General features: G+C 48.0%; 22 protein-coding genes. 16 read left to right on the top strand and 6 right to left on the bottom strand.

The window, feature by feature from the left end; all coding sequences use genetic code 11:
* Nucleotides 1-256: 256 nt before the first annotated feature.
* Nucleotides 257-931 (bottom strand): nitroreductase, encoded by a 675-nt coding sequence (locus OIR97_RS12765; protein ID WP_169546093.1) that lies wholly within the window; start codon nucleotides 929-931, stop codon nucleotides 257-259.
* Nucleotides 932-1,180: 249 nt separating this feature from the next.
* On the bottom strand, nucleotides 1,181-2,041 hold the full coding sequence (locus OIR97_RS12760) for an alpha/beta fold hydrolase (protein ID WP_169546092.1): 861 nt from the start codon (nucleotides 2,039-2,041) through the stop codon (nucleotides 1,181-1,183).
* Between the two features lie 330 nt (nucleotides 2,042-2,371).
* Here OIR97_RS12760 and OIR97_RS12755 point away from each other — a divergent pair, with 330 nt between their 5' ends.
* A complete protein-coding gene (locus OIR97_RS12755) occupies nucleotides 2,372-2,791 on the top strand; it encodes an HIT family protein (protein WP_169546091.1) in 420 nt (139 codons plus the stop codon).
* Nucleotides 2,792-3,139: 348 nt separating this feature from the next.
* Nucleotides 3,140-3,922 (top strand): hypothetical protein, encoded by a 783-nt coding sequence (locus tag OIR97_RS12750; protein ID WP_169546090.1) that lies wholly within the window; start codon nucleotides 3,140-3,142, stop codon nucleotides 3,920-3,922.
* Nucleotides 3,923-4,252: 330 nt separating this feature from the next.
* Here OIR97_RS12750 and OIR97_RS12745 read toward each other — a convergent pair whose 3' ends face one another.
* Nucleotides 4,253-5,113, bottom strand: coding sequence for an urea carboxylase-associated family protein (locus OIR97_RS12745; RefSeq protein ID WP_169546089.1), 861 nt, complete (start codon nucleotides 5,111-5,113; stop codon nucleotides 4,253-4,255).
* Between the two features lie 69 nt (nucleotides 5,114-5,182).
* The gene (locus tag OIR97_RS12740; protein ID WP_169546088.1) at nucleotides 5,183-5,383 is read right to left on the bottom strand and encodes a DUF1127 domain-containing protein; all 201 of its coding nucleotides are present in this window, start codon (nucleotides 5,381-5,383) and stop codon (nucleotides 5,183-5,185) included.
* A gap of 192 nt (nucleotides 5,384-5,575) precedes the next feature.
* On the opposite strand from OIR97_RS12740, the gene OIR97_RS12735 reads away from it, so the two are divergent.
* From OIR97_RS12735 to OIR97_RS12720, 4 genes are all read left to right on the top strand, one after another.
* A complete protein-coding gene (locus OIR97_RS12735) occupies nucleotides 5,576-5,857 on the top strand; it encodes a hypothetical protein (RefSeq protein ID WP_169546087.1) in 282 nt (93 codons plus the stop codon).
* A gap of 133 nt (nucleotides 5,858-5,990) precedes the next feature.
* Nucleotides 5,991-7,688, top strand: a complete 1,698-nt coding sequence (metG, locus tag OIR97_RS12730; protein WP_169546086.1) for a methionine--tRNA ligase — start codon at nucleotides 5,991-5,993, stop codon at nucleotides 7,686-7,688.
* Nucleotides 7,689-7,780: 92 nt separating this feature from the next.
* The gene (locus OIR97_RS12725) at nucleotides 7,781-8,395 is read left to right on the top strand and encodes a TadE/TadG family type IV pilus assembly protein (protein WP_169546085.1); all 615 of its coding nucleotides are present in this window, start codon (nucleotides 7,781-7,783) and stop codon (nucleotides 8,393-8,395) included.
* Between the two features lie 29 nt (nucleotides 8,396-8,424).
* Complete coding sequence (locus OIR97_RS12720) at nucleotides 8,425-9,054, top strand: TadE/TadG family type IV pilus assembly protein (protein WP_169546084.1); 630 nt, start codon at nucleotides 8,425-8,427, stop codon at nucleotides 9,052-9,054.
* 790 nt (nucleotides 9,055-9,844) lie between these two features.
* On the opposite strand, the gene OIR97_RS12715 is transcribed toward OIR97_RS12720, so the two are convergent.
* A complete protein-coding gene (locus OIR97_RS12715) occupies nucleotides 9,845-11,413 on the bottom strand; it encodes a pilus assembly protein (RefSeq protein ID WP_169546083.1) in 1,569 nt (522 codons plus the stop codon).
* A 510-nt stretch (nucleotides 11,414-11,923) separates the two neighbouring features.
* On the opposite strand from OIR97_RS12715, the gene OIR97_RS12710 reads away from it, so the two are divergent.
* From OIR97_RS12710 to OIR97_RS12665, 10 genes are all read left to right on the top strand, one after another.
* Nucleotides 11,924-12,151 (top strand): Flp family type IVb pilin, encoded by a 228-nt coding sequence (locus OIR97_RS12710; RefSeq protein WP_169546082.1) that lies wholly within the window; start codon nucleotides 11,924-11,926, stop codon nucleotides 12,149-12,151.
* Nucleotides 12,152-12,225: 74 nt separating this feature from the next.
* Nucleotides 12,226-12,441 carry a Flp family type IVb pilin gene (locus OIR97_RS12705; RefSeq protein WP_219821763.1) on the top strand — a complete coding sequence of 72 codons (216 nt, stop codon included), beginning with the start codon at nucleotides 12,226-12,228 and terminating at the stop codon, nucleotides 12,439-12,441.
* Nucleotides 12,442-12,484: 43 nt separating this feature from the next.
* Nucleotides 12,485-12,991, top strand: coding sequence for an A24 family peptidase (locus OIR97_RS12700; protein WP_169546080.1), 507 nt, complete (start codon nucleotides 12,485-12,487; stop codon nucleotides 12,989-12,991).
* Nucleotides 12,992-13,070: 79 nt separating this feature from the next.
* The gene (gene cpaB, locus OIR97_RS12695) at nucleotides 13,071-13,961 is read left to right on the top strand and encodes a Flp pilus assembly protein CpaB (protein WP_169546079.1); all 891 of its coding nucleotides are present in this window, start codon (nucleotides 13,071-13,073) and stop codon (nucleotides 13,959-13,961) included.
* A gap of 11 nt (nucleotides 13,962-13,972) precedes the next feature.
* Complete coding sequence (locus tag OIR97_RS12690) at nucleotides 13,973-15,379, top strand: type II and III secretion system protein family protein (RefSeq protein WP_169546078.1); 1,407 nt, start codon at nucleotides 13,973-13,975, stop codon at nucleotides 15,377-15,379.
* A gap of 4 nt (nucleotides 15,380-15,383) precedes the next feature.
* Entirely contained in the window at nucleotides 15,384-16,076 is a 693-nt protein-coding gene (locus OIR97_RS12685) for a CpaD family pilus assembly lipoprotein (RefSeq protein ID WP_169546077.1), read from the top strand.
* 26 nt (nucleotides 16,077-16,102) lie between these two features.
* Nucleotides 16,103-17,344: a nucleotide-binding protein gene (locus OIR97_RS12680; protein ID WP_169546076.1), complete on the top strand. Its 1,242-nt coding sequence runs from the start codon at nucleotides 16,103-16,105 to the stop codon at nucleotides 17,342-17,344.
* A gap of 515 nt (nucleotides 17,345-17,859) precedes the next feature.
* Complete coding sequence (locus OIR97_RS12675; RefSeq protein ID WP_407696682.1) at nucleotides 17,860-19,248, top strand: CpaF family protein; 1,389 nt, start codon at nucleotides 17,860-17,862, stop codon at nucleotides 19,246-19,248.
* Nucleotides 19,248-20,249: a type II secretion system F family protein gene (locus OIR97_RS12670; RefSeq protein WP_169546075.1), complete on the top strand. Its 1,002-nt coding sequence runs from the start codon at nucleotides 19,248-19,250 to the stop codon at nucleotides 20,247-20,249. Before OIR97_RS12675 ends, OIR97_RS12670 begins: the two co-directional genes overlap by 1 nt.
* 13 nt (nucleotides 20,250-20,262) lie before the next feature.
* Nucleotides 20,263-21,243, top strand: a complete 981-nt coding sequence (locus tag OIR97_RS12665; protein ID WP_219821761.1) for a type II secretion system F family protein — start codon at nucleotides 20,263-20,265, stop codon at nucleotides 21,241-21,243.
* A 420-nt stretch (nucleotides 21,244-21,663) separates the two neighbouring features.
* On the opposite strand, the gene OIR97_RS12660 is transcribed toward OIR97_RS12665, so the two are convergent.
* Nucleotides 21,664-23,460, bottom strand: coding sequence for a tetratricopeptide repeat protein (locus OIR97_RS12660; RefSeq protein ID WP_246202083.1), 1,797 nt, complete (start codon nucleotides 23,458-23,460; stop codon nucleotides 21,664-21,666).
* Nucleotides 23,461-23,490 lie beyond the last annotated feature (30 nt).

Genomic DNA, 23,490 nt, shown 5'->3' with positions numbered 1-23,490 from the left:
CAGGAAATAAAAGCTGTTATGTGCCCTTGCATCCAATACCGTGACTGGCAGTTTAAAAGTCAGTCACTTTCTTCAAAGAACGATTGTCCCGAACGAAGAAGCGCTTGGCATTAAATGCCGTAAGAGAGAGTTTTAGCAAGCCAATCTGTATTCGGCAAATTGGCTGAGTATTGGTTCGATCAAATGAAAAACGACAAAAGGCTCCGTCAGGCCGCGTATGGTGCCCGACGGATTTTAGGATACTTACATTGCCAGACTAGTCTTCAAAGCCAATAAATGTGGCGATTTCTTCGGTTGGTCGGCGGGTGGAGATAACGGCGTTGGCGGCAAAACTATCGTCGGGATAACCCATGGCAACTGCCGTTTGGATGACGTGATTGTCCGGAATATTTGCATGCTCTCGCACCACGGGTGATTGCATAATTCCCTGACTGTTGATCACCGCACCGATGCCCCGACTCCAGGCGGCAAGGACCAACCCATAGGTGATGGCGCCAAGATCAAAATGCCGGATATCTCCCTCAAGTTCCTTGTCATAGGCGACAATGACGGACACGGGCGCGTCAAATTGGCGAAAGCCGCGCAACACCCAATCCTGGCGCCGCTCTTTGTCGTGACGCTCAATGCCCATGGCTTCGAACAATTGAACGGCGATGTCCACCTGTCGTTGGCGATGGACCCCTTCATATTTTCCTTCAACCCGGAACTCACGGGATGGCGGTACACCGGCCAGTGTTCTTTCTGTGTTGCCAGCACGAATACGATCGAGCGGCTCGCCACTGATCACATGCAGATGCCAGGGTTGGGTATTCATTGAAGACGGTGCCCGTGCAGCCAACGCGATGATTTCGGTCAGGGTTTCCTTTGGGATGGGATCCGGCTTGAAGCCGCGGGTGGAGCGCCGTTCGCGCACAACAGTATCAAAATCCATTTTGGCTTTTCTCTTCTTATTTTTATGTTAGCGGTAATTCCGCCCCGGAAAATTCCAAGGCTCAGTTTATCGCAGGCTCGATATTTAGCAACCAGTCAAATACCATAAAGGGCAGCGACGAAGTATGTCCGCGCCTTAAATCCGTTATTGAATTTATGATACTCTGAACAATCCGTAAGGAAATAAAAGGTCAGAAAGCCGCACTAATTTCAGGCAGGCGGCCTAACAGACTGGTTTTGAACCAGGGGATTACAGAAAGGCACGCAGGTCGGCGATAAATTCGTCAAACTGGTCGTGATGAAGCCAATGCCCAGCCTCCTGATAGGTCTTGACGGTCGCAGTTTTGAAATGCTCGATCCGCCCGTCTTCCAACGGGTTCGAGGCCCAGCTGTCTGCGCCATAACATAAAAAGGTGGGGCAGGTAATATTGGACCACAGTTCCTGTATCTCTGTGGCGCTTGTATCAAAAGGCCACCAGACCCGCATATAGGGATCGAATTTCCAGCTGAATGTCCCGTCTTCGTTTTGGTTTACCGCGTGGGTGGTCAGGTGCAGCGCCTGAATGTCAGACAAATGCTTGTTTTCCCCTTTCATCCGGTCGAGGGCATCCGCAAAGGTTTTGTATTTACGCGGGGGGCGTGCACTGGCCCCGCGTTTTTTCTCAATCCATTCCTGCCAACGCTCGGCCACCGGTTTGGCTGCTGTTTCTGCTTGTGACTTGGGCGACATACCAAGCCCCTCGATCGCGACCAGCTTGCGGACCGTTTCGGGGTATGTGCCTGTGTAACGCAGGGCAATGTTGCCTCCCATGGAATGAGCGACGATGGTCACCGGGCTCAGTTCCTTCTGGTGGATCAGTTGGGCGATATCATACACATAGCTTTGAAGGGTGTAGTTCCCGTCCGTGGACCATTCGCTATCCCCATGCCCCCGCAAATCTGGCGCGATAACATGCCAGTCATGACGCAGTTCTTCGGCTACCCAGTCCCAGTTCCGGCAGTGATCCCGTCCCCCATGGACCAAAAGCAAAGGGGGTGCCCCTGCATTTCCCCAATCCACATAATGCAGCTTTGATCGTTGGGAAATATAACTATTCGATGTCGGCCCCATGGGTTCTCCCCCAATTGTTGGTTTTGTCTATGGCAAGATTATAGGTGAAGTATGAGGGGAGGTCTATCCGAACGGTTCACAGGAAAACAGATAGGGTAAGGTCGGTGTTCAGTCCGGTGACAGGGGTAAAAAGCAGAAGGGATGCTTAAATAGGGACAGATGGTTTTCAGGCAATAGCCACAGACCGGATCCAAATCAGGATTTAACAATCCTAAATTGCGGTGTTTTTTTCTAAACTATTGTTTGAACTGTTTTCTTCGTTTGCAGATGACGATACTTTATGAGAATGCTATGGGGCACGGGCGGCACAAAAACAACAAGGACTATTCCATGCAATACGACAATGATAATATCTTTGCAAAAATTCTTCGAAAAGAAATTCCTTCAGAATGTGTATATGAAGACGATCACACTTATGCCTTCATGGACATCATGCCACGCGCCGATGGTCATCTGCTTGTTATACCAAAGGGACCTGTACGCAATATTCTGGATGCAAGTCCTGAGCAGTTGGCACAGTGTATGGAAACAGTTCAGAAGTTGGGTAAGGCTGTCATGCAAGCGTTTGACGCGGATGGCGTGACACTTCAGCAATTCAACGAGGCTGCCGGTGGGCAGGAAGTGTTTCATTTACATTTTCATGTATTGCCGCGTCATGAGGGTATCAAGACCCGCCCACCCGGCGTTATGGGCGATATGGCCAAAATCAAGGCCCAGGCTGATAAAATCCGCGCCGTTCTGCAATCATAAACCACCGATATGAAATGCGCTAATTGAGACGTCTCTATGGAAGGAACGTGTGCCAAACAGAGAGGTTATTTTTCTCGAGCGCGCGTTTGCTGGAACGACGGATGTAAATGAAATACCGGCTTGCTGCTATGAGCCGGTATATTTTGTTGAGAAATAAGGGGCGGGTTTTGTTTATCTTTTTAGTTTCTTATTTTGGCCATTCTCCGCGTCGGCTATCGCGCTGATCCACTGTAAAATAAAGAGAACGTGGTTGCTTCATCAGGCGAATTGAATATTAGAATTTCGTGTTGTTTTTTCGGGTAGTTGAAATAGAGTGTTGCTTGAAATCTCACAATTCAGGGGGGTGTCATGCGTATACATTCATATGTTTATGTTGCTTTACTATGTTTATTGGTAATCGCTCCACAATCACTTCATGCTGCTTTCTGGGAAGATTTGGCGGGAAAAACAAAACCAATATCTACCGGTATTGACGTGAGAGTGGCCAAATATGCGGGCGCAAGTGATGCAAGTGTTACTCACGCTACAACAAGCCAAGCAACATCTGAACGATCTGAGAACAACGTGGCGCAGGCCAGTGCCAAGAAAAATGTGCAGAAAACGTCGAGCGATGGTTCCAGTGGCGTCGTGAATGCGATTGTCGATGGCGTAGGCCTTGGAATGACCCATGAAAATGCCGTCGCAGCCCTGCAATCCAAAGGGTACAAACTTGGAAAATGTGCCGAGCCCGGAAAGAGCGTACAAAAACCATGCTTTAGTGCCAAATTCGGCACCACCATTAAAGGAGCGAGGAAACAAGGGTATGAAAAGCTGTCAGTTCGCATTCTGAATGACAAGGTCTATTGGCTCAGCAAGAGGGTTACGTTTATTCCCGGACGAAATTTACCTGACGGCCAAACAGTTTCGACGTTGAAGCAGGACTATTACGATAAATATCGAGCGTTATTTGATGCTGAATATTTTCATCAATACGGAAAACAACCGATCTATCACTTTGACGATACATCGCCGCCACCTTATAGCCGAAAGATATCCTCTCCACATGCGGTGTTGTCCTTAAATGAAGGGAGGGGAACACTGATTGTCGGCATTGATATGGAATGGAAAGAATTGGTGGGTGCAAAATGGTGAAAGTCTGATGTCTATCCATTTATGAGCCTTTCAGTATGAGAAACGAAAGAATGCCGAGGATGTTCTGGTTGGCAATATCCTGTTTTTGATCATTTAGACAGTCGCTTGATATATTGTCTTCGGTTGTCTACTGGCGCACTTACTATGCGCTGGATACGCCAGGCCGCGGCGGGCAGCCGATCTGCACTGTGCGTCAGGCCGCTTGCAACAATGGATAGACTGACTATTTACGCATGGGGCGATTAACTTTCAACATTGGCCTAAGACCTGTGCCAAAAAGGAAAGGCCGGAATGAATGACCGGCCTTCTGATTGCCTTTGCTGTGAGCCGTCAGGCACCGTGACTTTGGTCGTAACCGGATTGCTTGGCAGGTTCCCAGCCAGCCAGGGAGGCGTCCTTGGGCTTATAGATCTCAATGCGCAAAGGATAACAGGCGGCATCTTCGCTGGAATGGCTGCTTCCGCAATCGCCGCCCGGACATGTGGAAAGGGCCCCCAGAAGGTCGATTTCTGCGAAAAACTCGAGAAAATCGCCTGCTCGAACTGGGCTGGCTTTCATGAAATACTGATGGGTGTCCTTTGTGAAACCTGTGCACATAAACACGTTCAAGACATCGTGCACATATTGCTCCGCGTCTTTCAGGCTAAGATTTTTTTCCTCTGCCAGTGCCCGTGTCAGATTGGAATGACAGCAATAATGGTAGTCTTCACCCGACAATAGATAATTGGTGTAAGGGTCACATCGGGTGCCAATCACATCATGCACGCCGCCCCCATATTCATCCCAGCCATACCATGCGAGGGTGTCGTGGGTAATGGTTGCAAGGGGTCTCAAACTTGGAAGATTGCTCCAAAGGCGGTCGCCTGTGGTGACATGGGTCGCATGCAGGGCGCGGGTTTTTCCGCTGAAGAATTTTTCGGTAAGGTCTTTGCTGTTCCAAAGATTGAGATCCCCAACCTGCGGACCATCTTGATAGGCTATTCTGAAGAAATGACCGGCGGGTACTGTAAAACAGCGGGCGTCCCTTGGTGGAACGATTACCGTATCGATCAACGACATTCCTGCACGGGCATTTTCGTAGAATGCGGCATCATAGGCCGGTAGAGTTTGCACCGGGTAACAGATGACGGGCTTGATCGCCCGGCGTTTCGCGGCATCGGCGGGAATGGTTTCTGGCGGGGAAATCGGCATGGGCGGTCTCAGTATTGTGAGTAGGGACCGCCATTTTTAACGTTTTCTTGTTCTTGGAACAAGGCAACTTTATCTGTACAGGTCACCTGAAACGGCTCTGTGGATGTCTGAGCGGCTGATGCCAATGTCTGACAGTTCGCGATCAGTCATTGCTTCCAGTTGGCGGGTCGCGCGTTTTTTAACGAAGTAATTTTTGATTGTTTCAATGAAGCTGTCATCATAAGCGATGGGTGCCTGAGTAGTAATCAATGTTTGTTTTGCATAAGCCATTTTAAGTCTCCCGACTGAATATAAATTTTATGTTGCAGTGCAGAAATAGTGAATTGGAGCCCATTTGATAAGCGCAGTTTTCAAGACACTGACTTGCAAAAAACGCATATCTAATGGACTGGACTTTTGACGCTTCCTTAATCTTTGACTGTTAAACGATCAGGTTTTCCAAATAAGCGGAATCAAAATGTCATGGTTATTGCCGGATTGTTCGTTTGGGTGGTCTTTCTGATCGGAGCCATAAAATTTGCAAAAACTAAAGGGCGTTCACAGCTATTTTGGCTTTTGCTTGTTGCGATGATGCCTTTGAGTTTGATTGTTCTGGTGCTGCTTCCGCCTCAAGGGCAGGGGCGGCCAGCCTCTCGTGGAACCGTTCTTTTGGATGAACCGGACGGTTTTTTTCGTCGCTGCGTTCACTGTAAAACACTGGTCGATGCAGAAGACCCGATCTGTAACATCTGTGGTCGTGAATAGCGCGCAAATCGAAAAATTGTGAAGAACTGATCGTATTCTGGTCTTTTTCCACAAAAGTTTTTTGATTGAACGAAATTGTTCCTGTAAAAGGAACAGCATTATTCCCTGTATTTTTTCGAAGATGGAAAACCAGATGACTCGTCACCTAATTACCTCTGCCCTGCCGTATATCAACGGCGTCAAACATTTGGGTAATCTGGTGGGGTCTATGTTGCCCTCTGATCTGTATGCGCGGTACTTACGGGCGAACGGCGAAGAGGTTTTGCTAATCTGCGCAACGGACGAACACGGCACGCCGGCAGAGTTGGCAGCCCGCGCTGCTAATCTGGATGTTGCGGAGTTCTGTGCACAACAGCATGAAGTCCAGGCCCGTTTGGGGGAGGCATTTTCGCTCTCGTTTGATCATTTCGGACGTTCATCGTCGCAACAGAACAAGGAATTGACCCAGCATTTTGGGAACAAGCTGCTGGAAAACGGTTTTATTGAAGAGCGGATGACCAAGCAGGTTTTCTCGATCGACGATGATCGTTTCCTACCCGATCGGTATGTTGAGGGAACTTGCCCTCACTGTGATTATGACAAGGCGCGGGGGGACCAGTGTGAAAGTTGTACTCGCCTGCTGGATCCAACGGATCTAAAAAATCCGCGCTCGGCCATATCCGGAAGCACGAACCTTGAGGTAAGGGAAAGCCGTCACCTCTTTTTGCTTCAATCCAAACTGTCAGACGAAATTCGCGCATGGGTTACCAAACATACGGATTGGCCGATTTTGTCTTCTTCTATCGCCTTGAAATGGCTGGATGAAGGCCTTCATGATCGCGGAATTACCCGCGATTTGAAATGGGGTGTGCCGGTTGGCCGGGAAGGGATGGAAGACAAGGTTTATTATGTCTGGTTTGATGCCCCGATTGAATATATCGCTGCGACAAAGGAATGGGCAGACGAAAGTCCTGAAGATCGGGATTGGAAATCCTGGTGGTATGATGCAAAGGATGTCCGTTTTACCGAATTTATGGCCAAGGATAATATTCCTTTTCACACAGTAACTTTTCCGGGAACAATTCTGGGAAGCCGTGAGCCATGGAAAATGGTTGACTATGTTAAAGGTTTTAACTGGTTAAATTATTATGGCGGTAAATTTTCGACCAGTCAGAAACGCGGTGTCTTCATGTCGGACGCTATTGAAATGCTGCCTGCCGATTACTGGCGGTATTATCTGCTGGCAAATGCGCCAGAAAATTCTGATACCAGCTTTACCTGGGAAGGATTTGCGGGAACCTGCAATAAAGACCTTGCGGATACACTAGGAAATTTTGTGAACCGGATTTTGAAGTTCTGTACGTCAAAATTTGGATCAGAATTGCCTGCCGGCGGTGAAATTGGAGAACGTGAAAAAGCACTTGCAGAAGAATTGAATAAACGGGTTGCGACCTATAATCAGTTTATGGACGAAATTCAAATTCGCAAAGCCATGCAGGAGTTGCGCGCCATTTGGGTGATGGGGAATGAGTATCTGACAGAGGCCGCCCCCTGGACCGCCTTTAAAACTGATCCAGAAGCGGCCGCATTATCATTGCGCATTGCAATTAACCTGATCCGTATTTTTGCGATTTTAAGTGCCCCGGTTATTCCGACAGCATCTAAAACTTTGTCAGATGCCTTAAATCTGGAACTGAGTGAGTTCGACTGGATTAAAGGCGGGATGCTGGAAGAATTGCAGATATTGAAGCCCGGTCACGCGTTTGAAGTCCCGGATGTCCTGTTCCGCAAGATCAGTGATGACGAAATCGCTGAATGGCAGGACAGGTTTGGTGGCACTTCTGACGGCTAAGTTAAAAATTTAGGTAAATCGGAGCTTTAATTTAACCCGGATTTAATCTGTGTTTCTTATGCTTGAGCCAATATAACAGAGGCTTGAGTGATATGGTTAGAATGCTCCTGCGCCGACGATTAATCCGGCAGTTCAGAAAAAACGAGGATGGTGCTACCGCGGTGGAACTCGCAATGGTCTTGCCTGTGCTCCTTCTCGTTCTTATTGGCATCATGGAATTGAGTATCGGTATGTTTATCAATACCGTGGTCGAAGGAAGCTTGCGTGAGGCCTCACGCCTCGGCCTGACAGGCCAAATCCAGGAAGGCGCGAGTAATGATCAGGCTATTGTCGATATGCTGAATGAGGCGTCTCTGGGCCTTCTGGATTTGACGACGGGGAATGTTACATCCCTTGTTTATGAGAATTTTGCGTCTGTCGGTAAAGGGGAAGAATTTACTGATATTGATGGCAATGGCGTTCGCACGGAAACCTCGGTTACCGCTGAGGATGGCACGGTTTACCCGAACGGCGAGCCTTGGACAGAAGTGAACGGAAATGGTGTCTGGGACGAAGATTTTGGTGAAGCCGGTCTGGGAACGCAAGGGGACATTGTCCTTTATACAGTGACCTATAACTGGAATTTCCTTAGTGGGCAGGTCATCCCTATTCTCAAGGGAACAATTCCAATGTCTGCATCAATCGTCGTTATGAACGAACCTTTTTAATCGATGGATATATGTGGAGCGCGGCAGGTATGAAGAAACTGCTTAGAAATTTTAGAACCCTTACCACAGGCAAGATCAAGGCATTTGCGATTGACCGAACGGGCGTGGCAATGACTGAATTTGCCATGATGTTGCCGGTTCTCATGATCCTGTCTGCCGGTAGTTTTGAAGTCGCTCGCTATGCCTTGATCAATCAGAAAATGGATAGGATCGTTGCGACACTTTCTGATCTGGTTGCCCGGTCTGATGGCACAAGTATGACCGAAACGGAAATCTCCAACATTATTGACTCAGCCCGCTATATGGCCCGCCCTTTTGATTTTAGCAACGATAGCATGATCGTGTTGACCTCAGTCCAGGGACGGACTTCAGCGGCCCCCTATATCTTAAGTCAGCGTGTCTCAGGTGCGGTAACGGGGGGGAAAAGTGCAATCGGTGAAACAATCAATGGTGACGCGACCTTACCCCCTGCCTTTATTGATGTAGGCAGCGGCGAAACATTGCCGGAAACAGAGACACTGGTCGTTGCGGAATTGATCTATAGCTATAAACCGTACCTTGTCGGGGCATTAGGGCTTTTTGACGAAACGGTCCTGTATCGGGATGCCTATTTTCGGCCCCGTTTTACAGCGCGGATTACGTTTCCTTCCGCTCCCTAAATCATAAAACGATTACATAATATTCATTTTGCTGCTGAACCCGTGGGCTCAGCAGTTTTTGTATGTTGTGCTTTTGCTGTGCATAGCCTTAAAGGCAGAGAAGCTTGCCACCATTTATGTGGTCTGTTTCTCAGGCTGATAGGTAGGGAGTGAGGCTGCCTTCTATGACCGCATCGGCTGTTTCGATTAAACAGGTCTTGCGGGCTTGTCCGGGAGAACACTCACCGAATGATTAGTTCATACCCATAAATGTTGCAAGACGGAGCTGTCCTTTTAAAAAGGAGGGAAAGGTTTCAGTTCTTTACGCAGCGCATAGCCTTAAAGATGCGGAGGCCTGCTTCCAATTATGTAGATCTGTTTTCTCAGTTGACAGGAGGGGTCTTGAGGTTGCTTGCTATGCGCTTTCGGGCTGCCCCAAATCATTAATTCATAGGCACTTGGGCGGTAGAAGGTGCCTGCAGAGACATCGCCATACCGATAAATGCGGCGAGAGGGAGCTATCCTGTTCAAAAAGGTCGGGCTTACATATTCTATCAGCTGTTTTGCTCAGAACTAAATGAAGTTGGCATCTTTCCGGGGGCCGGATGCTATGACCCGAAGGGAGGACCGGCTGAGAGTGGCCCAACTTTTTCGTTCGAAATGTTTTTGTTTGGCGGGCCATGACGGTAAATGTAGAGGTTTACGTGTGATCGTATCGATTGTTTGAAGATATGTCTTATGGATAGGTGAGCCATATGCACAAAAAAACGGCCAGCAAAACCGACCGTTTTTTGTGAAATGACGGATAGATTTATTTGGAAATTCGAAGATTACTCAACTCTTCCCCAATTGTATTAAAGTCGTCAATGAGCGCGTCTGCTGTAGCGGCTTTAAAATAGTGTTTGGGTGACGTTGCGCAGTTTTGAAACAGGGTTTCATTCCCCGACACAAAGATAACCGAATATATGATTACGCCGGCGGCTTTCATGTTAGTGCAGGCCTGAGCAGTTTTCTGATCATCCAAATTTTTGTAGTAGCTGCTGCTTTTGCTGGCCAGATTGCCGCTGCCAGACGTGTGATAGTGTGGATCGTAACCAGGTTCGCCCTGTTTGATCCCGAACTGTTTCTGGCGACCATAAGCATGATAAATACCATATGTACCAAGCGTGTTTTCACCGTCGGTCATCAGAATCACCACTTTGTCCATGAATTCCTCGCCGTATTGTAAGGGCAGTGCAGAATACCCGGAAGGAAGGTTCACCGTGGAAGATCCGTACCAATGGCCGTTCCAGCGTGGTGATAGTGCGCGCCATCCCCAGATCAGACCAATATTGACGGCCGTTGGACCAGATGTTTCCATTTTATCGATATGGCCTTTGATCGTCGATTTTTCGGCGGTCAGTGGTAAAACAGGTGGTGGGCAGTATTTATTTGGACCACGGCTTCCGCTGACACCATTGGTGGCCCACTCGTTCTTATAGCTGGTCGAATAAGATTCTGTGGAGTTATAGAAATAAGGAACAAAATCATTGTTTGGCGGATCGTCGGACAGGTCTTTTGTTCCGCCGTCAAGATGATCCCGCATTTCTACGCATCCTTTCCAGCCATAAACAGTATCATTTCCGCCGCTCCCGTTCACATTGCGGCCAAGCGCTGTATTGTTACTGTCTGCCGTAAAGATACTGGTCGTGTTGTTTAGAATGTTGTCGCGATCAGCATTTGACAGAAAATTAACATTCTGAGGACCCACATTTACCTGAGTTGTGTAGGGCACAATGCCAACCCAAAGCTTTTTCTTGATTTCGTCATTACCGTATAGGATATCAATCAGGTTCTTTGATGCTGTTTTTAACGTGTCGATCCGTTTTGCACCGGAAGTGTATGAATTCATAGAGCCTGTATTGTCCAGAACCAGTACAAGTTCCATGCCTCTGTTTTCACGGTTCACTTCTGCTAAAGCACCAACCGTCAGGCTTGGCAGTCCTAACACATTCATAAATGTTGTATTAAGGTCCACATGAACATTTAGAGTCACTGTCTCCCGCGTGGAATTCCATTTTAGATTAGAACTGTCAAGGGTTATTGGGGTCGTCGACATGTATCCGGAAGGGAAGTTTGCATCAAAATACTTCTGAGCGTCGGCGTAAATCTCGCTGTCGCTTGCAAATATATTCCGGCCCGCGGCCAATCCAGCAGCATCCAAGGCTGTCGAAAGCTTTGATTTCAAGACATAAGCCCTACCAAGGTCGACAGAGAGGCCAACAAAACCAAAAAGCGGGATAGCGATCAGTGCAATCAGAATTGCAGATACCCCCCGGGTGTCGCGGACGAAAGCTGATATCTTACGACGATATATTTGAAAAATGTGCGAAATACTCATGTGACTACCAGTTCTAAAGTTTGGGAAAGTCAATATTGCTTTATTTACGCATAGAATTATTAAGTTTGCCTAAACTTACCGGTCGAATTTCGCTAAATTTATAGTAAAAATAAATACTCAATAAATAACAAAAACAAATACGTGGTTAATTTTTAGTTTAATGCAAAGTGAAAATTTTATTTAAATAAATAATAAATAAAAACGAAGTAAAAAATCAGTATAGAACACTTATTTATTTGTATAGGAAGTTATATAAAATTTTATTCAATATTTTTTTATGTTTTTTTCAGAAAAATTACTTTGTTTAACTATTGATTAATGATTTTAGGGCAAATTTCAATCAGCGCAGGCAAGAAGAAAAGCTTGGAAAGCGCTTTAAACAATAAGGGGCTTTCCCGGTTAGCAACTGCAAGCTTAGGAAGTCTGAAGATCGAGAGAACAAACTCTCGGATTTAACGCCAGGTTTTGATTTTCAGGATATGTATCCTGTAGCTTATTAGGAGAATGACAATGATTAAAATGGTTCGCTCATTTTTGAAAGACGAGTCCGGTGCAACAGCGATTGAGTATGGTTTGATTGCCGCTCTGGTCGCCCTCGTGGGTGTTGTAGCCTTTACCGCCCTCGGTGATACTGTGATGGAATCTTTCGACGAAGTTGCTGATCAGCTTTGTACTGGTGCCGGTGGTACATACACAGATTCTACGAAATCTGCAGCTGGTGATTGTTCCTTCAGCTAATATACATGCTTAGGTTAAGGGTCGCTATTAACGCGACCCTTTTCTTTTTTCGAAGCAAAAAGCAGGAGGTAGTTGTGGGTATTTCTATTTTCATTGAAAACAAGAACGGCGCGACAGCTATCGAATACGGACTGATTGCTTCTTTGGTCGCCATCGTCGGAATCGTGGCTTACACGGCTTTAGGCGGTACGATCACTGAAACTTATACAGACATAGCAGGAAATTTTTGTTCTGCAGTCGGTGGGAGTTTTTCACTCACAGTTGCGGGGGATGGAAGCTGTAGCTTCTGATATATTCCGCTCTGCTTACTTACCGGGAAAGAGTTGGCTTTAAATGATGACATCTTTATATATGATCGTGGTCATCATCGCTTTTTTACTAAGCCTTTATGCCGCTTTCTCCGATTATAAATCCCTTACAATACCAAACTGGATAAGCGTGGCCATCACGGCCTTGTACGCCGCCGTCGTTCTGGTGTCTCCTGTTGAGATTAACTGGATTGGGGGTCTCTTAACCGGTTTAATTGTTTTGGTTCTAGGTTTTGCATTATTTGCAGCTGGACTGATCGGTGGGGGAGATGTGAAAATTCTAGCTGCCCTTGGTTTTTGGGCAGGCCCAGAATTGATCCTTTCATTTTTATTCTGTGTCGCATTGGCGGGTGGTGTTCTGGTCTTGTTTATTCTGGTTCGGAACGCCATTCAGCAAGCCGCGAATGGGGGGCAGTTTTTAGCCTCTTTCAAAATAAATCTGAGATCAAAACTCCAGGTTCCGTATGGAGTCGCAATTGCTCTCGGTGGCATCGTCATTTTTTACAATTATGCCAATGTCACCGGGACCTAAAGAACGTTGCTGTACTTAACAGGAAATTAAGTACTGGTGCGGTATTCTAAGAATCATTTCAACTGCTGGAACCAAGGTTATGGCACGTAAACTTATATTAGTCCTGTTCGCCCTTATCATTGCCGGTACGACCGTCTGGTTTGTGCGGAACTGGGCCGGAAATCAGGGGCAGACTGTTGTACAGACGGTCACTGAACTAAAAGCTGAACCCGTTAAACCAACGGTGAAAATTCTTGTTGCCGCGAGCGACCTCCCCGCAGGGACGCTGGTTCGGGATGAGCATGTTACGTGGCAGGCATGGCCTGAAGATGAAAGCCTTGAAGACAAGTATATTGTCGAGAATAAACGGCCAATTGAAGAACTGATTGGAACGGTTGTTCGGCAAGGTATTGCAAATGGTGAGCCGGTTACGGACGGACGTCTGGTTAAACCGGGCCAAAGTGGTTTTCTTGCAGCTGTTTTACGGCCAGGGACACGCGCGATATCAATTGAAGTGGATGCGACATCCGGTGTGGCAGGGTTTGTTTTCCCAGGAGATCGGGTTGATATGATTTTGACCATGGATCTTGCGCAGGCCAATGAAGGCGAAAATGTCGCCGCATCACGGGCCAGTGAAACCATTTTGACAGATGTTCGTGTTGTTGCCATGGATCAATCAACAGATGATCAAACGCAGGAAGCCTCCATCCGCCGCGTAGCGACTTTGGAGGTTAGCCCGAAAGAAGCCGAGATGGTTTCTGTCAGTCGGGAATTAGGACGTTTGTCGCTTTCCTTGCGCAGTATTGCGCGGATTGAAGATGGCCGAAAAAATGCGGACGGATCTCCGGTTATGAAAAAAGAACGGGGCCGGGGATATACACGCGATAGTGATGTTAGCGCGTTGATCTCAGCACCGAATGTTGGTGGCACAGTTGCTCGCAAAGTTATCATTTTCCGTGCAGGAAAACTTGATCAGCAGTCGTTCGAATAGGGGCAAAATCAATGAAAAGTCTACACGTAATTGCTGCTATAGGTCTGCTGTTCATAACGGCCTTAACCATACCTGCGACAGGAAATGCAGCGAAGGTTGTGAATGATGTCGGTGATCCGCTTCACATTACCCTTAATGCAGGTAAGCTGATCCGGCTTGAAAAATCAGCAACATCTGTTTTTGTCGGTAATTCTGAAATGGCAGATGTGCATGTTCAGTCCCCTCGTATTATTTATATCTTTGCCAAAAAGCCGGGCAAAACAAACTTGTTTGCGCTGGATGGACAAGGACAGGTTCTGATTAATTCGCCGGTTATTATTGAGCATGACATTTCAGCACTTGACGCCGCGTTGAAGGACTTATCACCAAACTCGAATTTAAAAGCCCATTCCATGAATGAGGGCATCATTTTGTCGGGCCAGGCCTCTTCTGCTGAAGTCGCTGCAAGTGCACTTCAATTGGCTTCTTTATACGGTGCGAAAAGTAAAGTCTTCAACCGTATCGTTGTCGAAGGTGCTGTTCAGGTTAATTTACGGGTGCAGGTAGCAGAAGTCGCCCGTTCCGTGACCAAGCAGCTGGGCGTAAATTGGGAAAACCTTGCGAATATCGGTAATTTTGCGGTTGGCTTGGGAACAGGTCGGGATGTCATTAGCGGGGCGGCCACTGTCACGCGGACAGGAACAGTTTCCAGTGCTCTTTTAGGATTTAATGACGGTACGACTTCGATTAATACATTGATTGATGCGCTCGAAGATGAAGGACTGATCACGTTATTGGCAGAACCGAATTTGACAGCCCTTTCCGGTGAATCAGCAAGTTTTCTAGCCGGCGGTGAGTTTCCTATTCCGGTGCCGGGTGAAGATGGCGCAGTAACCGTTGAATATAAAGAGTTTGGTGTGTCACTGGATTTTACGCCCAACCTTGTTGGAAACGATCGGATCAATCTTAAGGTGAAACCGGAAGTCAGTCAGCTTTCTTCGAATTCGGCCCTTAATATTGGCGGTATTTTTATTCAATCACTTGTCACAAGACGTGCGGAAACTACAGTTGAGCTGGCAAGTGGTCAAAGCTTTGTGCTGGGAGGCCTTTTGAACAGTGACACAGACAATAATGTATCCAAGACACCTTTGTTGGGCGACCTACCGATAATCGGAGCGCTTTTCCGCTCAAGTTCGTTTCAGAAAAATGAGACCGAACTGGTAATTATCGTAACGCCTTATCTTGTGAAGCCTACAAGTTCGCGGATTGCGTTGCCAACGGATGGTTATACACCACCAAATGATACGGATCTTTACAAGGACGGTAAGAATTTCCGTCCGGCGGATGAAACGTCTCAGGCACCTGCAAAGCCGAAAAATACAGAAACAGCGTCTCAGGATGTCAAGTTACTCGGCCCTGCCGGATTTATCATGGAGTGATCAGATGATGTCCAATACTTCAAAATTCTCTAAAAAGGCTGGCTTGATTGGGCTGGGGCTTCTCGCTCTTGGGGCTTGTGCACCAACAGATCCTGTGACGGGGGAAAAGGTCCTGCGGGCGAACCCTGAAAATTCAACGCTGAATAAGCAGATCAATGTGTCCAAGGTGACGCCAACATTTGTCGTCAACTTTCCGCAAAATGATGATGTCTTTTCCGATCTGGAAAAAGGTCGTCTTCTCGGGTTTCTGGAAGCACAAGGCACCGGTTTCGGAGATGCGCTTCAAGTAGAATTGCCGCCATTTTCGGATTCTGCCGGTATCAATGAAGCCCGGTTCGGCGCCATTGGAAGCTTTTTACAAGATCAGGGATTTGTTGTTGAACCTAAGCTCGCCCGGGATGGTCTGGAAAATTCGTTGCGTGTTTACTACACCAAATATGTAGCAACAGTCGATCCGGACTGCGCAAAAGGCTGGCGGCGTCCAGAAGGCACGAACTATGAGAATCTTCCCTTGCCACATATGGGGTGCTCGACAGCGTCTTCACTTGCTCAAATGATTGCCGATCCGAAAGATCTGGTCGATCCGAAGACAATGGGTGCCTATGACGGACACAGGGCCGCGCAGTCTATCTTGAAGTATCGTTCCGGCGGCAAGAGTGCAGCCGGAAAACCAGCGCCTTCTGGCGGGAAAAAGTAAGTCTTAATATTTGGAAGGCATGACAAATGGCGAGTGCAGCATCTAATTTAAGCACGCTTTTCGGAAACCAGGTCAATGAAGACTTTATGGCTTTCGTTGACGATGAGCAGACTCTGGAGATCTTCCGTCAGGAAGCGTCAGAAAACGGATGGTCCGTTGACGCCATTCTGGACGGAGGTATTCATGTTGCGGTGGATCGCATTGAAGCGGGACACTCTCCCAAAATAATTTTCGCGGATATTAGCAGAAGTCTCGATCCTGAAGGGGACGTGACCCGGCTTGTGCGTAAAATGGGACCTGATAATTCGCTGGTCATTCTTGGCGCGTCAAATGACGTTAGCGTTTTCCGTCGCATGGTCGCGCTGGGGGCGAGTGATTATCTGGTTAAGCCGATTACCCCAGAACTGTTGGCCGATGCGGTTCAAAGACTGGATCAGGCGTCTTCTGCCAACAAATTGTCAAAAGGAAGCCGGCTGACGGTTATTATCGGCGTACGCGGAGGCGTTGGCGCCTCGACGATCGCAACAAATCTGTCATGGATAATGGCAAATGAAGAGAAACTGACGACGGCTCTGATCGATCTTGATCTGCATTTTGGAACAACCACGCTTGCGCTCGATATTGAAACGGGCGGCGGCTTCAGAGAAGCGCTGGAAAATCCTCATCGATTGGACAAGCTGTTTTTGGATAGTGCTATTTCAAAATCAGGCGACAAGCTCGCGGTTTTGGGAACAGAAGAGCCGATCGATGAATTTGTTGATATCAATCCGGACTCAGTTGATGCGCTGATCGGTGAAGTAAATCAGGATTATAATCAGGTTGTCATAGACCTGCCACGTCATTTACTTCCGTCTCAAGGGGCATTGCTTGCATCCGCAGATACCGTTGTCCTGGTTGCGGATCAGACATTGGCGGGTATTCGAGATATCAACCGGATTACCCAAGCCATGACATCTCTTTCAACGAAAGGCCGTATCCTTCGAGTGGTTAGCCGGGTCGGCGCGGACAGAGCAGCACAGGTTTCAAAATCTGACTTCGCCCGCGCACTGGAAGAACCAATCGATTGCACGATACCAGAGGACGCGAAAACCCTGACAATTTGTGCAAATGCAGGAAAGGCCATTCCATCTGTTGCAACGAAGGCGCCCATTTCCAAGGCATTGAGAGAATTGGCTGCGGTTGTTTCTGATTATCAGGAACCGAAGAAAAAAGGCTTTTTTGGCCGCATGAAAAAAAGCAAATCCAAGGTAGAGAGTAATAATTCGTGAGTTTATGGCGTTCTTCAACATCTTCTAATCAGCGCGGGAAAGACAATTCCGGTCCTAATAAAGTTCCGGAGACCGATAGTGCTGCGCTGGCCGATAGTATTGGAGAGCTTGCGCGAGAAGCCCTGTTGGACGGGTTCGATGCGACTACTCCGCGCAACGATGTTGCCCAGCAGGTTAAGGTTTTTGTTCGGGAGACACTTTCTCAACGAAAGGTCGAACTAAACGTTTTAGAGCAACGCAACCTTGTTGCAACCGTCTCCAAGCGACTGCTTGCTGACGCAGCTGAAAAGATTGTAGAACCAGAGCTGGAACAAGCGGAAAATCCCGGTATTCAGGGGGACGTCACAAGCGACCAGTCCATTCCAGATGCAACTCAGATCCTTGAAGAAGGGATCACAGTGTTCGGCGCAGACACGGCGGCGCCTGTTGAAGTGAAAGCTCAATTCGAACAGCCGGTCGACGTACCGGTTCGTGACCCGGATAGTTTTGAAGAGGGCGAGGATTATCCCGAGCCGATTATCCCAAAAGCATCCAGTCCGGAGCCGAAAACAGCGCCAGTAATCTCACCAGAGCCACTCCCGGAACCAGAGGATACCAGCGATACGCTGAGGCTTCAGGCTGTCACTGAAAAAGCGGCCCCCCGTGCCGCGTCCCAAACAGAGGTTGTAAAAGAACGGGTGCAACCTTTGCTGCTTGAACGCATCGATATCAGCGCTGCTGTTACTATGGACCGTTTGGATCTTGCACGAGATATTTCTGACATTGTCGGCGATATTTTGCTGGAAGAGAAAATTCAGCTCAACCAACGTGAACAACGGGAACTGATCGAAAGCCTGATGCATGACATGCTCGGGCTGGGACCATTGGAACCTCTACTGGCTGATGACGGCGTAACGGACATTATGGTGAACGGCCCGAAACAGGTCTATGTGGAGAAAAAAGGGAAGTTGATCCTTTCTGATTGCCAGTTCCGCGATAATGCCCATGTCATGAGTATTGCCAGCCGAATTGTGAGTCATGTCGGACGCCGGGTGGACGAATCCAATCCATTGGTGGATGCCCGCCTTGCAGATGGTAGCCGTGTTAATATTATTATCCCGCCACTTGCCATTGACGGCCCCAGCATCTCCATTCGTAAATTTGCCAAGCAAAAAATTACCCTTGATGTCATGGAAAAGCAGGGAAACCTGTCGCCTGCTGCGGCAACAGTTTTACGGGTGGCCGGTCGGTGTCGCCTTAACATCCTGATTTCAGGCGGTACGGGCTCTGGTAAGACGACGTTGTTGAACGCAATTTCACAGCTGATTGATCCCGGTGAACGGATTGTAACGATTGAAGACGCTGCCGAGCTGCAAATGCAACAGCCGCATGTTGTGCGTCTTGAAACCCGCTCTGCAAATCTTGAAGGTGGCGGCGAGATTTCAATGCGCGATTTGCTGAAAAACTCCCTTCGGATGCGCCCGGACCGGATTATTCTGGGCGAGATCAGGGGCGGTGAAGCCATTGATATGCTTCAGGCAATGAACACGGGCCATGATGGCTCTCTGTCTACTATTCACGCCAACAGACCGCGTGAGGCTTTGACCCGACTGGAAAACATGGTGGGTATGTCAGGGGTAAACCTCCCTGCAAAGGCTACTAAAATGCAGATTGCGTCAGCAATTGACCTGATCGTGCAGGTTAGCCGAATGCGCGATGGTATGCGCCGCATCACCTATATTTCCGAAGTTGTTGGCATGGAAGAAGACGTGATCACCATGCAGGATCTGTTTTGGTATGAATTCCAGGGTGAAGATAAAGGTGGCCGCCTGATCGGTGACTTTAAGTCGTCTGGTCTACGACCTCATTTTGCACCAAGAGCGGCCTATTTCGGACTGGATAAAATGTTGATAGGAGCAATGTAATGATCGGCGCAGAAGATCAAATGATGATGACTTTGGTTGTGGGGGGCGCGACCCTCATTGTTGCGCTTATCCTTGGTTTTGCGTTGATGGGCGGCAATGAAGTCGGAGCGAACACAAAACGGCGTTTAGCTGAGGTTGGACGGGGCGATGGCCCTATGCCAACGAAACCGACACGCCGGAATACAGCGCGATTGAACGACCAACAAAGCAGTATCAAAATCTTGGATATGATTGTTCGAAAGTTTGTCCCTAATCCGGCCAAATTACGCAGTCGTCTTGAAAAGACGGGGATGAAACTGACCATTGCGGAATACTCTCTTATGGTTGTTGTGGTGATTGCCTTTGCCCTGATTATTCTGACTGTCCTTTACGATTTTGGAATGATGTTGGCCATACCAGCAGCGATTTTTTGTGGATTGTTTTTTCCCCATTTTGTGATCGGGTATTTAGGAAAACGCCGGATTAACAAGTTTATGAAAACCTTCCCAGAAGCAATTGAACTGCTTGTTCGAAGCCTGCGCGCTGGTTTGCCGATCAGCGAGGCAATTGTTACTGTCGGTACAGATGCACCGGATCCTGTAGGTGAAGAATTTCGCGGAATTGCGGATGCGGTTCGCATGGGTAAGTCTTTAGAAGAAAGCCTTTGGGACGTTGCAAAACGAATTGATCTTCCTGATTTCAAGTTTCTAATCATCGCGATTTCAATTCAGCGGGAAACAGGTGGTAACCTGGCGGAAACATTGGGCGGCCTTGCCAACACTTTGCGTAAACGTCGTCAGATCAAATTAAAAATTAAGGCCATGTCTTCAGAAGCACGAGCAAGTGCCTGGATTATCGGCTCCCTGCCTTTCATCATGTTCTTCCTACTGTGGCTTGCTAATGATGGTTATGTCATGGCGTTGGTCGAAGATCCTCGCGGCGTTTATATGATCGGTGTCGGCCTTGTCATGATCGCATCGGGTGTTGGTGTCATGGCAAAAATGGTTCGATTTGAAATCTAGGAAGGAATGAAAGATGGTCGACTTATCAACGTTACTTCCTGATTGGCTCAAATCTGAAGATGTTCTGGCAATGATCGCCGGTATCGCAGCAATGGCCTCTTTCCTGATTATATGGAACGCATTGCTGGTCAAGGATACACTGCCTGACAGAATCAAAAATCTTGAAAAACGCCGAAATAAATTGCGGGAAGACGTGGTCAACCAGACTCGGCAGCGCAGTCAGCTTATTGCCCGAGAAACCATGATGCATCGTGTTGTTAAAAAGATGCAGTTGATGAAGGGGGAAAAGGCACGGCAGATATCCGTTCACCTTGCGCAGGGTGGTTGGCGTTCAAAAGATGCCCTGGTCACCTATCTTTTCGCCCGCATTTGTCTGCCGATAGTCTTTGGCGGTTTGGGGGCACTTTATCTTTTTGGGACCAATCCGTTCGAATGGGTGCCCTCTGTTTCACTTGGGGCGTCAGCCTTTCTTGCCCTAATCGGTTATGCGTTGCCGCGCCTGATACTAAAAAACCAGATATCAAAGCGGTATGCGGCTATGCGGAAAAGCCTGCCCGATGCGCTGGACTTGTTGGTGATTTGTACAGAAGCAGGTCTTAATCTGGATAGTGGTCTCGATCGTGTCTGTCGCGAAGTTTCTAACTCCGCACCGGAGCTAGCAGACGAATTTGGACTGACGGCCATCGAATTGGGCTTTTTGCCGGACCGCAAGGAAGCATTGATGAACCTTGCCAGACGGGTGGATTTCCAATCCATGACCACCTTGGTCAATACTCTCCTTCAAACTGAAAAATATGGTACTCCTCTTGCGGTCGCTTTGCGCGTCCTATCTGCAGAAATGCGGGATGAACGGCTTATGAAAGCAGAAGAAAAAGCCGCCCGACTTCCTGCGATCATGACAGTGCCAATGATTGTTTTTATTCTGCCATCCCTGTTCATTGTGCTGATCGGCCCGGCCGTTCTTAAAGCAATTGATGCCTTCAGTGGTGGCTAACGCGCAGGCTTTCTCCAATTGCGATTAGCCTATATCGCCTATTCGGTTTTCTTATTTTCCCAGGCTGTCCTGATCGGCAGCTGCAAGGACATAATAATAAAACTGTTCATAGCGGAACAAGGCGCGAGGGGTCCGTTTTTCGCACCGATCTATCAGCAGTCTCATCAACATTTCCTGTTATATGCGTAGGTCCATTCGACGCTCAAAACGTCGGTACTGCAGTTGTTGGGAATAAGGCACGGGCGTGGTGCCATTTATTATAGGAAAAAGCTTGTTCTCTTCTCCTCTGCGCCTTCATACAGTGTGGACTCCATATCGCTGGTGCTGGGATCGGCGAGGGAATGAAGGCGATCCTTGTTCAAGGATAAGGGATAAAAAAACCCGCCATAACGAGGCGGGTTTTTTTAATGATTAGCAGTGTTAGTAGGACCCAGATCCAATATCCGTAATACGCTGAGACCATTCTTGATTATATGATCTTAAGGTAGAATAATGTGTTGTCGGGTCGACAATCGCAGCCACAACATTTTCTGGTGTAGGCGGGCTGGACTTTTGCTCGTTGGTTTGGTTTTCAACGGTATCAATGCGGACACGCGGTGTGTAGCATGCCTCAGAACGACTAATGAGGGTTTCGCATATTGTCATTGGTGTTGCGGCATTTGAAAATGCGCCCACCCGTACCCGATAGAATGTTCCTTTTTCTTCGCCAAGTTCTACTTTGGCAATCAATGGCTTATGATCGCCAAGCAGGTCAGAATGGCGTTTCTGCAGAAGTGACCACCCTCTATTGGCACGGTCTTCAGATTTAAATGACCCAAGCTGTATGTAATAGTCATGGGTTCTAACCTGTTCACCGATCACCTTGTCAGTCGCCTCGAAATTGTTATGTTCAACAACAGGGGTAATATCCGCCTTTGCAAGCGAGGTGTCTTCAGATTTCATGTCCACTTTTTCAGGAATGTCTGCGACTGTGTTCGCGCTGGAGACTTCGGCCTTCGGGGCGAAGACTTCATTTTTGGCGGTAGGGGTATCGAAACTACTGAAGTCAGGATCAACTTTACTATAGGTCACAGGTTTGGAAAGGGCGTCCGCTTCAACATCCGCAACGGGAGCCGCCGCGACTTTTGGTCCTTCAGTTTTTGGCTGTTGTTCGCCGATGCTGGCAACCATTTCAGCTGGAGCCGGAGCCTTCGCATATTGTTCAAAATGAGGTGTGCGAGGGATGGTCGGCAGTGTGCTCTTTGTCTCGGCAACCTGTGCAACGGTGTTAAGCTCTGTGCTTTCTTCACGGGCAACAAGCAGGTTATGTGGCTTGCGAGAGGTTTCCGGCGCCCGGTACTCTATATTGTTGTGCTGGGCAATTAAACTTGCCTGCTGTTCCTGTTCCTTAAGGTTGTCAGAAGTGTTCTGGTTTAGCGCCTTAAAATAAAGGGCGTTGTTCCGTGCTTCTTTTTCACTCAAATCCATGCGGGAATACCGCATTGCATCCGCAGACTTACCAGCCATTCCGTAAACCAACGCCAGATTTTGACGGTGTTTCGCATTGGCATGAGGATGCGTGGTAATGATTTCCAACATGGCAATGGCTTGATCTGTGCGCCCGGACAGCGCCAATGATAAGGCCAGATTGTTCTGGTAAGTCAGATTGTTGGTATCCGCCTTGATGGCGAGCCTGTAATAATCCTGCGCTTTGCCATGTTCGCCGGCTGTATCCAGAGACACCGCCATCCCCCCAAGAGAGCGCGCATTGTTGGGATCAAGGGCGATCGCTGATTCAAACGACTGTGCGGCCATATAGGGCTTGTCTTGATTGAGTAGGCTGTATCCAATACCTGTATGCGCGGCGATAACATCCGGAGATGTTTCCAAAACGCTTTTGTAAAGCTCAATCGCAGCGTCTGGTTTTTTGGTTTTCCTCAGGATATCTGCCATCGCAAGAACAGGAGCCGGGTTTTTGGGGCTTTTATGCGCTGCCATTGTATATAAGCGCAACGCGGTTGCAGGACTGCCTTTTTTCCAGGCACGGTCTGCAATACGCATTAAGCTTTGTACGGACATTCCCTTGGTTGCGCTTTGTGGCACCGAAGCAACAGGGGCTTTTGGCGGTTCCATCGTGTTCGAAGCTGCAGGGGTATTGTCTGTCGTATTACAGCCTGCAACAACTAAACTTGTCGTCATAAGCAAGGCAAGTTTGTTCATAGAAAGCATATTGTTCATCCGGGACACGGTGCGTCCTCCCAATCCAAT

Origin of the sequence: Sneathiella aquimaris (assembly GCF_026409565.1) — a bacterium.
In the GTDB taxonomy this organism is placed as follows: domain Bacteria; phylum Pseudomonadota; class Alphaproteobacteria; order Sneathiellales; family Sneathiellaceae; genus Sneathiella; species Sneathiella aquimaris.
The sequence above is the reverse complement of the archived record's forward strand: the minus strand, read 5'-3'. Positions and strand labels throughout refer to the sequence as shown.